Source organism: Arthrobacter sp. ES3-54, from assembly GCF_029504395.1.
In the GTDB taxonomy this organism is placed as follows: domain Bacteria; phylum Actinomycetota; class Actinomycetes; order Actinomycetales; family Micrococcaceae; genus Arthrobacter.
Map to the genome: position 1 here is coordinate 1 of NZ_JAQFIF010000020.1, position 13,708 is coordinate 13,708.

10 protein-coding genes are annotated in these 13,708 nt (G+C 66.7%); 8 read left to right on the top strand and 2 right to left on the bottom strand.

The genetic code is table 11. The features are described 5' to 3' along the window. Positions 1-142 precede the first annotated feature (142 nt). Positions 143-1,666, bottom strand: coding sequence for a sodium:solute symporter (locus M2428_RS20420; RefSeq protein WP_277527799.1), 1,524 nt, complete (start codon positions 1,664-1,666; stop codon positions 143-145). A gap of 279 nt (positions 1,667-1,945) precedes the next feature. Between M2428_RS20420 and M2428_RS20425 the strand changes: the two genes are divergently transcribed. Further along, complete coding sequence (locus tag M2428_RS20425; RefSeq protein WP_018775913.1) at positions 1,946-2,521, top strand: cupin domain-containing protein; 576 nt, start codon at positions 1,946-1,948, stop codon at positions 2,519-2,521. Between the two features lie 152 nt (positions 2,522-2,673). Here the strand turns inward: M2428_RS20425 and M2428_RS20430 are convergent, their stop codons facing one another. Beyond that, positions 2,674-3,501, bottom strand: coding sequence for a DUF559 domain-containing protein (locus M2428_RS20430; protein ID WP_277527800.1), 828 nt, complete (start codon positions 3,499-3,501; stop codon positions 2,674-2,676). A gap of 450 nt (positions 3,502-3,951) precedes the next feature. Here M2428_RS20430 and M2428_RS20435 point away from each other — a divergent pair, with 450 nt between their 5' ends. The 7 genes from M2428_RS20435 to M2428_RS20465 all read left to right on the top strand — a co-directional run bounded on the left by M2428_RS20435 (position 3,952) and on the right by M2428_RS20465 (position 13,634). Then, positions 3,952-5,379, top strand: a complete 1,428-nt coding sequence (locus M2428_RS20435; protein ID WP_277527801.1) for an ammonium transporter — start codon at positions 3,952-3,954, stop codon at positions 5,377-5,379. Further along, positions 5,376-5,717 (top strand): P-II family nitrogen regulator, encoded by a 342-nt coding sequence (locus tag M2428_RS20440; protein ID WP_277527802.1) that lies wholly within the window; start codon positions 5,376-5,378, stop codon positions 5,715-5,717. Before M2428_RS20435 ends, M2428_RS20440 begins: the two co-directional genes overlap by 4 nt. A 104-nt stretch (positions 5,718-5,821) precedes the next feature. Then, a complete protein-coding gene (gene speB, locus M2428_RS20445; protein ID WP_277527803.1) occupies positions 5,822-6,901 on the top strand; it encodes an agmatinase in 1,080 nt (359 codons plus the stop codon). Beyond that, positions 6,898-8,562 carry a thiamine pyrophosphate-binding protein gene (locus tag M2428_RS20450; protein WP_277527804.1) on the top strand — a complete coding sequence of 555 codons (1,665 nt, stop codon included), beginning with the start codon at positions 6,898-6,900 and terminating at the stop codon, positions 8,560-8,562. Before speB ends, M2428_RS20450 begins: the two co-directional genes overlap by 4 nt. Positions 8,563-8,787: 225 nt before the next feature. Beyond that, positions 8,788-9,273 (top strand): MarR family transcriptional regulator, encoded by a 486-nt coding sequence (locus tag M2428_RS20455; RefSeq protein WP_277527805.1) that lies wholly within the window; start codon positions 8,788-8,790, stop codon positions 9,271-9,273. Positions 9,274-9,391: 118 nt separating this feature from the next. Then, the gene (locus M2428_RS20460) at positions 9,392-11,497 is read left to right on the top strand and encodes an MDR family MFS transporter (RefSeq protein ID WP_277527837.1); all 2,106 of its coding nucleotides are present in this window, start codon (positions 9,392-9,394) and stop codon (positions 11,495-11,497) included. 403 nt (positions 11,498-11,900) lie between these two features. Further along, entirely contained in the window at positions 11,901-13,634 is a 1,734-nt protein-coding gene (locus tag M2428_RS20465; RefSeq protein WP_277527806.1) for an ABC transporter ATP-binding protein, read from the top strand. The last annotated feature ends 74 nt before the right edge of the window (positions 13,635-13,708 follow it).

Consider the following 13,708-nt stretch of genomic DNA (forward strand, 5'->3'; position numbering starts at 1 on the left):
AAACGCTCGACTGGGATACCCCAGCCGAGCGTCTGCGTGATCTACTAATGACCACCTAGCCACCAGCGGTGTTGCAACGACCCCTTGAAACCGCCGGGGAGCCACCGCCGTCGTTAACCCGCGGAAAGTAAACCAGCGGAACCTAGTGCACCGGAACGGTAATCGATTCGTCCTCGGATGCCTCGCCGGCAACCCGCCGCTTCCAGTTCTTCATGACCGCAGGATCCGTCGGCTTGGTCAGCAGTGACACCGCGATGTAGACGACTGCCGAGGCCGCCAGGCCGAAGTAGATCGGCTCGTTGGCGTAGATGCCGTCCAGCGGTACCTCGGCGTTGATCTCCAGGACGATCATGGTGCCGAGGGTAATGACTGAACCCACGGCCATGGAGGCCGCTGCTGCGTGACCGGTGCCGCGCTTCCAGACCAGGCCGCCGAGAATGGCCACAAGGAGGCCGCCGACCAGGATGTCGTAGGCGATGGTGAGCGCCGCGACTACATCCTTGGTGATAACGGCGATGACGATCGCCACGATGCCCAGCCCCAGGACCCACATGCGGTTGGCTTTGACATCGTGTTCCGGGTTGTCCGTGTCGGCGGTGTTGATGTTCTTGCCGAACCAGCTGGCGACGAATGGCAGCACATCGGCGCGGGCCACGGTGGCGGCAGCGATCAGTGCGCCGGAGGCGGTGGACATCATGGCGGCGACGGCCGCGGCGAGCACCAGGCCGCCGATGCCGATCGGCAGGATCTGCGTGGCGACCTCGGCGTAGACAACGTCCTTGCCGAGGTTCGCGACGTCGATGTCCGGCAGCGCGACGCGGGCGCCGAGGCCGATCAGGGCGCCGGCCGCACCGTAGAGAATGCAGTAGACGCCGGCCGTGGCGCCGCCCCAGCGGGCAACTGTCGGGGTCTTGGCGGTGAAGACGCGCTGCCAGATGTCCTGGCCGATCAGCAGTCCGAGCGTGTAGACCACAAAGTAGGTGATGATCGTCTGGATGCCGATGCCGTCAATCTGGAAGAAGCTGGCGTCAACACGGGCACGGATGCCGTCGAGTCCGCCGGCGGCGTTGAGCGTGAACGGCAGCATCAGGACGAAGATACCGACCGTTTTGATGACGAACTGGACCTGGTCCGCCAGGGTGATGGACCACATGCCGCCGATAGTCGAGTAGATCAGCACGATCGAGCCACCGACGGCGATAGCGAGGGCGCGGTCCCAGCCGAAGAGCACCACGAAGATGGTGGCGTACGCGCTGGTGGACGTGGCGCACAGCATCAGCGTGTAGGCGAGCATGATGATGCCCGAAGTCTGCGTGGACTTGCTGCCATAACGCAGGGTCAGCATCTGCGAGACCGTGTAGATCTTGAGCTTCTGGATGGTGGGGGCGAAGAGCAGGCTCAGCAGCAGGACGCCGGCGCCGATTGCGACCACGAGCCACATGCCGGAGATGCCGAACTTGTAGCCCAGGCCCACGCCGCCGACGGTGGAGGCGCCGCCAAGCACGACGGCGGCCATGGTGCCGGTGTAGAGGAACGGGCCGAGGCGTCGGCCGGCGACGAGGAAGTCGCTATTGTTCTTGGTGCGGGACTTGCCCCACCACCCGAACGCCAGCATGGCGGCCAGGTACACCACCACGATTGCGATGTTGACGAAACTTGCGTCCATTAAGGGCTCCTTGGAGCTGGTTGGCAGCGGATGCGCATTGCCGGGCCTCAACAGTGTGTTCGGCAAGGCTGCTGCTGCGTGAAGTGGTTGGAGGAGGATGTCCGTCGGAACCTCCGGTATTGCCCAATAGGCAACACATGTTGCCAAAAGAGTATGTTGTGACCCCGGTAACAGTCAAGGCGCAGCGCGTGCCGCTGCCGCATCCGCGTCACGAAGGCCCGCTCCCGCTAGGATTGCTCCAATGATGGGGCCAAGCGGCCGGCCGTGAAAGGTTCCTAAATGAAGGCTCTACCAGTTGAACCGAGCAACGTTCCCGTTGCCATCGGTTCGCGGATCCGCGCCGCCAGGCAGTCCCAGCGGCTCACTATTGAACAGGTCGCGGACGCCACCGGCCTCACCAAGGGATTCCTCAGCCGGGTCGAGCGGGACCTCACCTCGCCCTCGGTAGCCTCCCTGGTGACGCTGTGCCAGGTCCTGTCCATCTCGATCGGCGACCTCTTTGCCGCCCCCGAAACGCACCTCACGAAGCAGAACGAGGGTCCCCGAATCTCCCTCGGCGGCGAGGGGATCGTCGAGCGGCTGCTGACAGCACGCTCCGAGCGCCGCGTCCAGATCATCCAAGCGGTGATCGAGCCGCGCGGACGCGGCGAGTCCGAACTCTATGCCGTGGACTGCGACGTCGACGTCCTGCATGTAGTCAAGGGAAGCATCCGGCTGATCCTGACCAATGAGGAATTCGAGCTCAGCACCGGGGACACCGTGACGTTCCCGGGCCGGGAACCGCACACCTGGGTCAATCCCACCGACGACGCCGTCGAAGTGCTGTGGGTGCTGGTGCCCGCCGCCAGCCGCTGAGGGCAGGACCGGCCTGCCTGCCTTCCGCGGCCATGCTGACTGCCGTGGCACTCCTTCCCGGTTGCTAAGCCGACGAGGGCCGTGGGCTGGCGTCCAGTCCCGGAATCTAGCGGGCGGTCCGGGGGGTTCCCGGAGGCAAGTGGGCAGGAACGTCACGGGATGCTGCGCGGGGTCCGGCTCAGCACGGCCCGAATTTCAGCGATGACACGCTCCGGCTCAAACCAGATGTGCTCCGGCATGTACCTCAGCACGGCAAACCCGTTCACCGTGGAGGCGTTGTTTCGTCCCAGATCCCGGCGCATGGCCTCGCGGTTGGAGTGGAATGCGTAGCCGTCCACTTCCACGATGAGGAATCCCTCGATCAGGAAGTCGACCCGGCCGATTCCCGGGAGTTGGACTTGGGTGTCGAAGCCGATCCCGTTTGCTTTGAAGAGATGCTGGGCATCGACCTCCACGATTGACTCGGCGCGTAAATCCAGCTGCCGCAGGGCCTGGAGTACCGGACCCGACCGGTCGCCGATGAGCTGGGCCTTCAGCAATTCGAGGGGAATGCCATGTAAACGCATGGCTGATGTCGCCAGGGCTGTTGATACGGGCGGCCTCAAACACGACAGGGCATGCAGCGTAACGTCCTCGACCGCGGCCACTGGCAGCTGGACAGGACCATCGAACCTGATGGTCCGATGCCTGATGAAGTCGGTTCCGTGGCCGTGGTTGCAGGCCAAATGATGCTGGGCCGGAATTTCTCTAAGCCACAGGCCGTAGTGCGGGGCCGCACTGGCGCAGGTGACGCGGGCATTGTGCCGGATGGCCGCAGCGAGCTCCGGCTGGCACTCGGGGAGCATGAACACTCCTCGCCTGGGTTGGCGCGCCCCCGCCCTCGTCAGCCCGGCGATGTCCGTCCGGGAGTATCCCGCGGCCAAAAACTGGCCGGTCCGGGCGACTCCGCCGAGTTGTGCGAGGTAGTTGATGGGGTCCATGTCGCCAGTCCACAGGGCCGGCCTGGACCATGGAAGGCGGCAATGGGGCTATGTGGGCATTGGGCTCTGCCGAAAATTCGGCGGTTTGCGCACCCATCGGCGGGCGCTGGCTGCGTTCCTTCCCGGTTGCCGGGCGCCGGGGCGGCTCCGCGGCCGGCAAAACGCTGAATCACGGTGTGGGGCCAGGGGCGGGCGTGGAGCAACCGGGAAGGAACGCTGGCCGCCCGCCTGCGGCCTTGGTGAGACTTACGTCACATCCTGGAAATCTGCCGGAAACGGTAATTTAATGCCCGGTGCCCTCGCGTAACGTGCCGGCAAGAATCGGAATGCCTTCCCGAAACACGTCGTGGGTAGCGTCATCTGCGGGGGGACGTACAACAGTCCCAAACGTCACATGGTCTCGCCGAATCGGCGCCCTCGGAGCGCCGGCACTCGAGGAAGGCTCCCGCTATGAAGTTCTCTGTGCTTGCAGTAGGAATGGCAGTAGATCCGCAGGTCCTTGACCCCGGATCGACCGCGTGGATGCTCACGGCGTCCGCCCTGGTCCTCCTGATGACCCCCGGGCTTGCGTTCTTCTACGGCGGGCTCGTCAGAATGAAGTCCGTCCTCAACATCATGATGATGAGCTTCGGCGCCATGGGCGTGGTGGCCGTCGTCTGGGCCCTGTGGGGCTACGGACTGGCCTTCGGCCCGGATGCGTTGGGCGGCTTCGTCGGGGATCCCTTCACTAATTTCGGCCTGAGCGGGCTGACCACCAGCATCGGCACCAAGGCGGCAGGCCTGCCGGACATGATCTTCGTCGGATTCCAGGCCACATTCGCCATCATCACCGTCGCGCTCATCAGCGGGGCGGTGGCCGAACGCGTCAGATTCGGACCTTGGCTGCTCTTTGCCGCCCTCTGGGTCACACTCGTCTACGCGCCGATCGCACACTGGGTCTGGGGCGGCGGCCTCTTTGGACCCACCGGCATCATCGGCAGCAAAATTTCGGCCCTCGACTTCGCCGGCGGGACGGTGGTCCACATGAACGCTGGCATAGCCGGACTCATGCTGGCGGTGGTTCTGGGCAAGCGGCTCGGCTTCATGAAGGACCCCAACATCCGCCCGCACAACCTGCCGTTCGTCATGCTCGGCGCGGGGCTGCTCTGGTTCGGCTGGTTCGGCTTCAATGCCGGCTCGGAACTCGCCGCCGACGCGACCGCCGCCCTGGCCTGGACCAACACGCTGCTTGCCACCAGCGCCGCCCTGCTGGGCTGGCTGCTCGTGGAGCGGCTGCGCGACGGGCATGCCACCTCGCTCGGAGCCGCCTCGGGCGCCGTCGCCGGACTCGTGGCAGTCACCCCGGCCTGCGGCTTCATCGACCCCGTCGGGGCCATCCTGATCGGCGCGATCGCCGGAGTAGTCTGCGCGCTCGCCGTCGGGCTGAAGTTCAAGATCGGACTCGACGACTCCCTGGACGTCGTAGCTGTGCACTTCGTTGGCGGCCTGTGGGGGACCCTGGCCCTCGGATTCTTCGCACTACCGTCCGCCAAGACCGAAGGCGGCCTCTTCTACGGCGGCGGCCTGGCGCAGTTCTGGCCACAGATCCTCACCGCGCTGATTGTCACGGCATGGAGCGCCGCCATGACCACCCTGATTGGCTTCGCGATCCACAAGAGCATCGGCATGCGCGTTTCCGAGGCCGACGAGCTCTCCGGCATCGACGTGACGGAGCACGCCGAAACGGCGTACGAACTCCTCATGGTCGGCGGCAGCTTCCACCCCGGCGACCCGCATGCCAGGACGGATGCTGCCGTGGCCCACGCCCAGACCGAAGGTCCGGCCGAAGCGCAGACCCAGGCCGAGGGTGAGGCCGCGCGCGGCAGGGTGTCGTCATGAAGCTCGTGACGGCTATTGTGCGGCCGGAGCGGGTTGACGCCGTCAGCGCGGCCCTGGAGCGGTCCGGAGTCAACGGCCTGACCGTGAGCCAGGCCAGCGGTTATGGCCGGCAGCGGGGCCACACCGAGGTGTACCGGGGTGCCGAGTACAGCTCCGACCTGCTGCCCAAAGTGCGGCTGGAGGTCCTGGTCAACGAGGACGCCCTCGGCGCCGTCATGGCCGCCATTGAAGAGGGCGGACGCACAGGCCGCTTCGGCGACGGCAAGATCTGGATCATTGACGTGCGCGACGCCGTCCGCGTCCGGACGGGGGAGCGGGGCGCCTCAGCCATCGCGTGAGGCCACTGGGAACGCCATTGGTAAACAAATGATGCGCAATGCGAAACTTCGAGTGTATGATGGCTGTCACAACCGTCGGTCAATCCTCGAAGGAGAGGCTTCTTTTGGAAGAGCTGCGCATCGAGGCCAATGGCAACCTTGGCCCCATCGATTCATCCCGCGTCCCACGCTACGCCGGGGCTGCCACATATGCCCGCCTGCCGCGCCTGGACCAGGTGGCCAAGGCTGACGTTACGGTGGTCGGCGTGCCGTTCGACTCCGGCGTCTCCTACCGCCCCGGCGCCCGCTTCGGGGCCAACCACATCCGCGAGGCCAGCCGCCTGCTGCGGCCATACAACCCGGCCTGGGACGTCAGCCCCTTCGAGAACATCCAGGTGGCCGACGCCGGCGACATGGCGGTCAACCCGTTCAACATCAACGACGCCATCGAAACCATCCAGCAGAACGCCCTGGACCTGACGGCCTCCGGCAGCAAACTGGTCACCCTCGGCGGCGACCACACCATCGCCCTGCCGCTGCTGCGCGCCGCCGCCGAGCGCGCCGGCGGCCCCATTGCCATGCTGCACTTCGATGCGCACCTGGACACCTGGGACACCTACTTCGGCGCCGAATACACCCACGGCACCCCGTTCCGCCGCGCGGTCGAGGAAGGCATCCTGGACACCGAGGCCATCAGCCACATCGGCACCCGCGGCCCGCTCTACGGCAAGAAGGACCTCGACGACGACCACCGCTTCGGCTTCGGCATCGTCACGTCCTCGGATGTCTACTACCAGGGCGTCCTGGAGACGGTGGCCAAGGTCCGGGACCGGATCGGGAACCGTCCGCTCTACATCTCGGTGGACATCGACGTCCTTGACCCCGCGCACGCCCCGGGCACCGGCACACCGGAAGCCGGCGGCCTCACCAGCCGCGAACTGCTGGAAATCATCCGCGGATTCCGCGGCATGAACCTGGTCGGCGCCGACGTCGTCGAGGTTGCCCCGGCGTACGACCACGCCGAGATCACCGGCGTGGCGGCAAGCCATGTCGCCTACGAGCTCGTGACCCTGATGGCGGACCGCGCCGTCGAAGGGGACCGCTTCGGCGCCCCGAACGGTTATGCGGCTCAGGCCCTCGGCCAGGAATCCCGCCGCCCCGCCGGCTTCGGCTCCCCTGTGGCTTCGCCGGTGGCTTCGCGATGACCGGCGTGCGCAACGGCGGAGACCTCGTCGTCGAGACCCTTGAGGCGCTCGGCGCCAAGACGGTCTTCGGCATCCCGGGCCAGCACGCCCTGGGCCTGTTCGATGCGATGGGCCGCGGGAACCTGCACTTCGTCTCGTCCCGGGTGGAGAACAACTCGGCCTTCGCTGCGGACGGGTACTCCCGTGCCACCGGCGAGGTCGGCGTGCTGTTCCTCTCTACCGGCCCGGGCGCGCTGACGTCCCTGGCCGGGCTGCAGGAGGCCTACGCCACCGGCGTGCCCATGGTGGTCGTGGCGAGCCAGATCCCGCTCGATGGCCTCGGCGCCCGCCGCAAGGGCATGCTGCACCAGCTCGATGACCAGAAGGCCTCGGCCGCGAACGTCACCAAGTCCCAGCGGCTGATCCAGCACGCCTCCGGCATCCCCTCGGCAATCCAGGATGCCTGGACCGAGGCGATCTCCTCGCCGCAGGGCCCCGTCTGGCTGGAAATCCCGCAGAACGTGCTGCTGGACCCCATTATGGTGCCTCCTGTGGAGGACGCCCTCGCTGAGGCCGCGGACAACCCGCCCCGGGTGGAGCTGGTCCGCGAAGCCGTCAAATGGCTCTCGACGGCGGAACGTCCCGCGGTCATCGCCGGCGGCGGCACCCGCCGCGGCCGGGCCGAGAAGTCGCTGCTCTCGATTGCGGAGAAGCTGCGGGCCCCGGTCATCTGCACCCCCGGCGGCAACGGCGCGTTCCCCTGGAACCATGAGCTCTCGCTGCAGTCCTGGATTGAAGACCAGCACATGACGGAGGTGCTGCAGGACGCCGACGTGCTGATCGTTATCGGCTCTTCCCTGGGCGAGGTCACCTCCAACTACTTCACCTTTGAACCGCGCGGCCGGATCATCCAGATCGACGCCGAACCCCGGGTCCTGGAGTCCAACCGCCCCGGCCTTGGCATCCGGGCCGACGCCGGCCAGGCCCTCGCCGCCCTCGACGAGGCCCTGACCGAACCGCACGGCGAACGCGCCGACTGGCACGGCACCTCTCCCGAGGCCCTGGTCAAGGACACCCTGGCCAAGGTCACGGCCCGGCTCGAGTCCCAGGACCTCGGCAAGGAGCTGAAGTTCATGGCCGACATCCGCGAGGCCGTTCCCGCGGCGATGCAGACGTTCTGGGACATGACCATCTCCGCCTACTGGGGCTGGAGCTGCTGGGACGCCCGCGAGGGCCAGTTCCACTCCGCGCAGGGCGCCGGCGGGCTGGGCTTCGGCTTCCCCGCGGCGATCGGCGGCGCCGTCGGGCTGGAGACCACCGGGGCGCCCGGCGCTTCGGCCCGGGTGCTGGCCGTCTCCGGCGACGGCTCGGCCATGTACTCCATCTCCGAGCTCGCCACCGCCAAGCAGCACAACGTCCCGGTCACCTGGCTGATCGTGGACGACGGCGGCTACGGCATCCTGCGTGAATACATGGTGGGCGCCTTCGGCAAGGCCACGGCCACCGAGCTCGCCCGGCCCGACTTCGTCAAGCTGGCCGAGGCCTTCGGCGTCCCGGCCGTCCGGGTGGCCCCCGAGGGCGTCGGGGACGCCCTGAAAGCCGGCTTCGCCGCGGACGGCCCCAACGTCGTCGTCGTCGAGACCCTGCTCAAGATGTTCGGCCCCACCCACCTGGCCACGTAGTCGGCCCGGGCGAGACCGCCCTCAACAACACAACTACACAACACAGCGGACCGGCCGGTCTGTCCCTCACGGTGAGGGGCAGGCCGGCCGGTCCGCGTTTGTCTTTAAGTCCCCTTTCGGCGCCCTTTTAGCGCCCGCGTGGCACCTCTCACGGAAGAGTTAGTTTCCCGAAGTAACCAATTTAAGATAAAGTTGCCTTGGGCAAACAAAAGAGGGGTGTCCATCATGTCAGTTGAATCCAACGCTGCCGCCAAACTCGTCTACCAAATCTTCGACCTCCAGCGCGCCGTCCGCTGCGTTGCCGCCGCCAGCCTGCGCGGGCAGGACACCGGAGTGGCGCTTCAGGGCGTTCTTCGCTTTGTGGGGGAGGGCGAATCCCGGGCCACGCATCTTGCGGAGCGGCTCGGCGTCAGCGCGCCGGTCCTCAGCCGGCACATCGCCGAGCTCGAGGAGCACGGCTATGTTGTCCGCCGGCCGGACCCCGAAGACGGCCGCGCGCAGCTGATCGCTCTGTCGGCCACCGGCGCGGAGAAACTGCGCGTCATCGAGGACCAGCGGACGGCCGCCCTCCAGGGCCTGCTGCAGGACTGGAGCCAGGACGACGTCGAACTGACGGCGCGCACCCTCGAAAAACTTGCTGAGTCCCTCAGGACTTCAGCCCGGGCAACGACGGCCGGACCCACGAATACGACCGAAATTGTTGAGGAGTAGATATATGGCTAGCCACGCTGCCGCCACGGGGCCGGACACTGCGCTGTTGAACACTGCGCCGTCGGGCCTTCCGCCGAGGGCGCCCCGCGCATCCCACCCCGCCGCAGAACCTGCGGCGATGACTCACCGCCAGATCATGGAGGCGCTCACTGGGCTGCTGGCGGCGTTCTTCACCGCCATCCTGAGCAGCACGATCGTTGCCAACGCGCTGCCCACCATCATGTCCGAGCTCAAGGGCACCCAGACGGACTTCGCCTGGGTGATCACCGCCGCGCTGCTGGCCAACGCGGCCACCACGCCGATCTGGGGCAAGCTGGCGGACCTCTTCAACAAGAAGGTCCTTGTCCAGCTGAGCATTGTGATCTTCGTGGCCGGCTCCGTCATGGCCGGCCTGTCCGAGACCATCCCGCTGCTGCTGACCGCCCGTGTCATCCAGGGCATCGCCATGGGCGGGCTCACCGCCCTGGCCCAGGCCATCATCGGATCCATGATCCCGCCTCGGGACCGCGGAAAATACTCCGGCTACATGGGCGGCGTCATGGCCGTGGGCACTGCCGGCGGCCCGCTGCTCGGCGGCTTCATTGTCGACAGCCCGCTGGGGTGGCGCTGGACCTTCTTCGTCTGCGTCCCGCTCGCGGTGGTGGCGCTCATCCTGCTGCAGGTCACTCTGAAAATCCAGCACGTCAAGCGCCCCGCCAAGATCGACTGGCTCGGCTCCATACTCTTGACCTCCGGCGTCAGTCTGCTGCTCATCTGGGTCTCCTTCGCCGGCAACCCGGACTACTACGACTGGTGGTCGTGGCAGTCCGTCGTTATGGTGGGCGGCGGTGTCCTGCTCCTGGGCCTGCTGGTGCTGGTGGAATCCCGGGTGGCGCAGCCCATCATCCCGCTCAACATCATCTCGGAGCGGACCACTGCCCTCGCGATCCTCGCCTCGGTGGCCGTTGGCGTGGGCATGTTCGGTTCCTCGACGTTCCTCGGCCAGTACTTCCAGGTGGCACGCGGTGCCACCCCCACCGAGGCCGGCCTGCTCACGCTGCCCATGATCGCGGGCAACCTGATCGGTTCGGTTGCCTCGGGCATGCTCATCAGCCGCACCGGCAAGTGGAAGCGGTACCTGGTGGCCGGCGCCATCCTGCTGATCGGCGGCCTCGGCCTGGCCGGCAGCATGGACCACACCACTGACCTGTGGCTGACCGGCATCTACACGGCCATCCTCGGCGTTGGTCTGGGCCTGCTGATGCAGAACCTCGTGCTCGCCGTCCAGAACACGGTCCAGGCCAAGGACATCGGCACTGCCAGCGCCTCGGTTGCCTTCTTCCGGTCCGTCGGCGGAGCGATCGGCGTCTCGGTCCTCGGCGCCGTACTGGGCAACCGGGTCAAGGAGCTCGTGGTGGAGGGACTCGCCTCCGCCGGAATCCAGGTTCCGGCCGGATCTGCCGGTGCCAGCATGGACCTCAAGGACATGCCGGCACCGATCCGCGACATCATGCGGGCCGCGTACGGCGACGCGATCGCTGAGGTCTTCCTGATCTCTGCGATCATCGGCCTCGTGGCGCTGGTTGCCATCCTGTTCATCAAGGAACGCCCGCTGCGCCGCACCGTCGATGTCCGTCCGGAACCTGCCGAGCAAGCAGGCGATGCCGCCACCGATGCCGCTGTGGCGGCCGCCGGGGGCGCGGCGGCAACGGCTTTGGGGAATGCCGGGAACGACGCCGTCCGGGCAGTTCCGTCCGACGGCGGTGCCGGCATCGTGGACCTGGACCGGGAATTCATCGAGGTGCTCAGCCGGGAGCGCGCTGAATCCCGTTTCCCGGATGCCGCCCGCCGGGAAGCCGACCTCGGCTTTGGAGCCAGCGTTGGTTCCGGCCGCGATTCGGGTGCAGCGGAGTCCGGTGCGGAGTTGGGTGCGGAGCGGGCAGCCGAGAGGGAAGGTGTCCGGCAGCGGGCCCGGACCTTGGTGGCCGAGAACCGAGCCGACGTGGCCGACGTCGTACCCGTGATGCTGCAGACCCAGCAGCTGCTGGCGGAGCAACAGCTCCAGCTGGCGGACGCGCTGCGCGCTGTGCACGAGCAGGCCGCAGAGCAAAGAGCGATCGCCGCGGAACAGGCCCGGGTTGCCGCAGAGCTCACGGTCCTGCGCCGCCAGCTTGCCAAGGAGCGCAAGATGCAGCGCGCGGCGGCCGACTACATCGCCACCCACGGCCGGCACCGCACCGAGTAGCGCCGGTTTACGGTACCGGCCCGGCCCGCACCGGACCGGCACGTACCGGACCGTGCACCGCCGGACTGTGCAGTACCGGACCGTGCACCGCTGTGCCGGATCCCAGAGGCCCCGCGGCCGCCCCAGGGCAGCCGCGGGGCCTTCGCCGGCTGGCCTTCGCGGACCTGCATTTGCGCGGCAGGACCGCGGCAGGGCTGCGGGCAGACGCTTAAGTACGTCGTTTGGATGATATTCAGTGTCCCGTGTTCCACCCGGGCGGGGGATTTCGTAGAGTTGGGTGGCTAATGGCTGTCGGTCCCGTGGGCTAGTCTCCAATCAGCTTTCCAATGAACTTGTTTTGTTCGGTTTTTATTTGGTTTTGTTCGGTCTTCGTAAATTTCAGTCTTCGTAAGGACTCGTGGGCATGCTCGTCACTCTCATGCGGCGCTATTCCAAGCCGTATCTGCCATACATCGCGGCTGTGGTCATCTTTCAATTGGCTTCGACCATCGCGGCGTTGTACCTCCCCAGCCTCAATGCCCAGATCATCGACGAGGGCGTTTCCCGCGGCGATACGGACTACATCTGGCGCACCGGCGGGGTCATGCTCGGCGTCTCCCTGATCCAGGTGGCCACCGCGATCGCCGGCGTCTACTTCGGTTCGAAGGCTGCGATGGCGTTCGGCCGTGACCTGCGCCGCGGTGTCTTCCGCAAGGTGAGCAGCTTCTCGGCGCGGGACGTCAACCTCTTCGGCGCACCCACCCTCATCACACGTGGCACCAACGACGTGCAGCAGGTCCAGATGCTCATGCTCATGGCACTGAACTTCATGGTGGCCACGCCCATCATGTGCATCGGCGGGATCTTCATGGCTTTGCGCGAGGACCTCAACCTGTCCTGGCTCGTCTGGGTTTCTGTGCCCCTGCTCATCGTTGTGGTGGGCTACCTTGTGGTCCGCCTCATGCCGCTCTTCCGTTCCATGCAGGAGAAGATCGACCGGCTCAACGGTGTCCTCCGCGAGCAGATCATCGGCATCCGCGTGGTCCGGGCCTTCGTGCGCGAACCCCACGAGGCCGAGCGCTTCGGTGCGGCCAACAAGGACCTCACCGACGTCTCGCTGAAGATCGGCTCCTTGTTCGTCCTGATGTTCCCCGCCATTGGCATGATCCTGCATGTCTCCACGGCCGCCGTGCTGTGGTTCGGTGGCCAGCGTGTCGATGCCGGCGAAATGCAGGTCGGCTCGCTGACCGCCTTCCTCCAGTACCTGTTGCAGATCCTCATGGCCGTCATGATGGGCACCTTCATGGCCATGATGATTCCCCGCGCCTCGGTCTGCGCCGACCGGATCGGTGAAGTGCTCGACGTCGAACCCTCCATCCACGAATCGCTCACCCCGGTGGCGCCGGCCGCAAGGGCCGGTCGCGTTGAATTCCGCAACGTGACCTTCGCCTACCCCGGGGCCGAGGCCCCGGTGCTGAGCAACATCAGCTTTACGGCAGAGCCCGGACAGACGGTGGCGATCATCGGTTCCACAGGCGCCGGCAAGTCGAGCTTGCTGGCGCTGCTGCCGCGGCTCTACGACGCCGAATCGGGTGAGGTCCTGCTCGACGGCGTCCCCGTCACCCAACTGGACCGGGCCCAGATCACGCAGCGCGTGGCCATGGTGCCGCAACGGCCCTACCTGTTCTCCGGAACTATTGAGCACAACCTGCGCTTCGGCAAGCCCGAGGCCACGGACACGGACCTGTGGGAGGCCCTCACGGTCGCCCAGGCCGCGGACTTCGTGCGCGAAAAGAAGGGCGGCCTGGCATCGCGGATCGCCCAGGGCGGCACCAACGTCTCCGGCGGCCAGCGGCAGCGGCTGTGCATCGCCCGCGCCCTCGTCACCGAACCCAAGGTCTTCCTGTTCGACGACTCGTTCTCTGCCCTTGACGTCGCCACCGATGCCAGGCTCCGCCGCGCGCTCAAGGCCAAGACGGCCGATGCCACGGTGATCATCGTCGGCCAGCGTGTGTCCACCATCGCCGATGCGGACCAGATCCTAGTGCTGGACAACGGCAGGATCGTGGACCGCGGAACACATGAGGAACTGTTGGAAAGCTCCAGCACCTATCAGGAAATCGTCGAATCCCAGCTGAGCGCGGAGGCAGTGGCATGAGCACCAACGAGAAAGTCTCCACCACTTCGGCCGCGGCCGACACGACCGCAACCGACACCACCGCGGCCGGTACA

Coding starts and splice junctions, on each gene's coding strand:
- M2428_RS20440 (WP_277527802.1), top strand. CDS start 5,376: ATGAAGCTCGTGACGGCTATTGTGCGGCCGGAGCGGGTTGACGCCGTC.
- M2428_RS20465 (WP_277527806.1), top strand. CDS start 11,901: ATGCTCGTCACTCTCATGCGGCGCTATTCCAAGCCGTATCTGCCATAC.
- M2428_RS20425 (WP_018775913.1), top strand. CDS start 1,946: ATGAAGGCTCTACCAGTTGAACCGAGCAACGTTCCCGTTGCCATCGGT.
- M2428_RS20435 (WP_277527801.1), top strand. CDS start 3,952: ATGAAGTTCTCTGTGCTTGCAGTAGGAATGGCAGTAGATCCGCAGGTC.
- M2428_RS20455 (WP_277527805.1), top strand. CDS start 8,788: ATGTCAGTTGAATCCAACGCTGCCGCCAAACTCGTCTACCAAATCTTC.
- M2428_RS20450 (WP_277527804.1), top strand. CDS start 6,898: ATGACCGGCGTGCGCAACGGCGGAGACCTCGTCGTCGAGACCCTTGAG.
- M2428_RS20420 (WP_277527799.1), bottom strand. CDS start 1,666: ATGGACGCAAGTTTCGTCAACATCGCAATCGTGGTGGTGTACCTGGCC.
- M2428_RS20460 (WP_277527837.1), top strand. CDS start 9,392: ATGACTCACCGCCAGATCATGGAGGCGCTCACTGGGCTGCTGGCGGCG.
- M2428_RS20430 (WP_277527800.1), bottom strand. CDS start 3,501: ATGGACCCCATCAACTACCTCGCACAACTCGGCGGAGTCGCCCGGACC.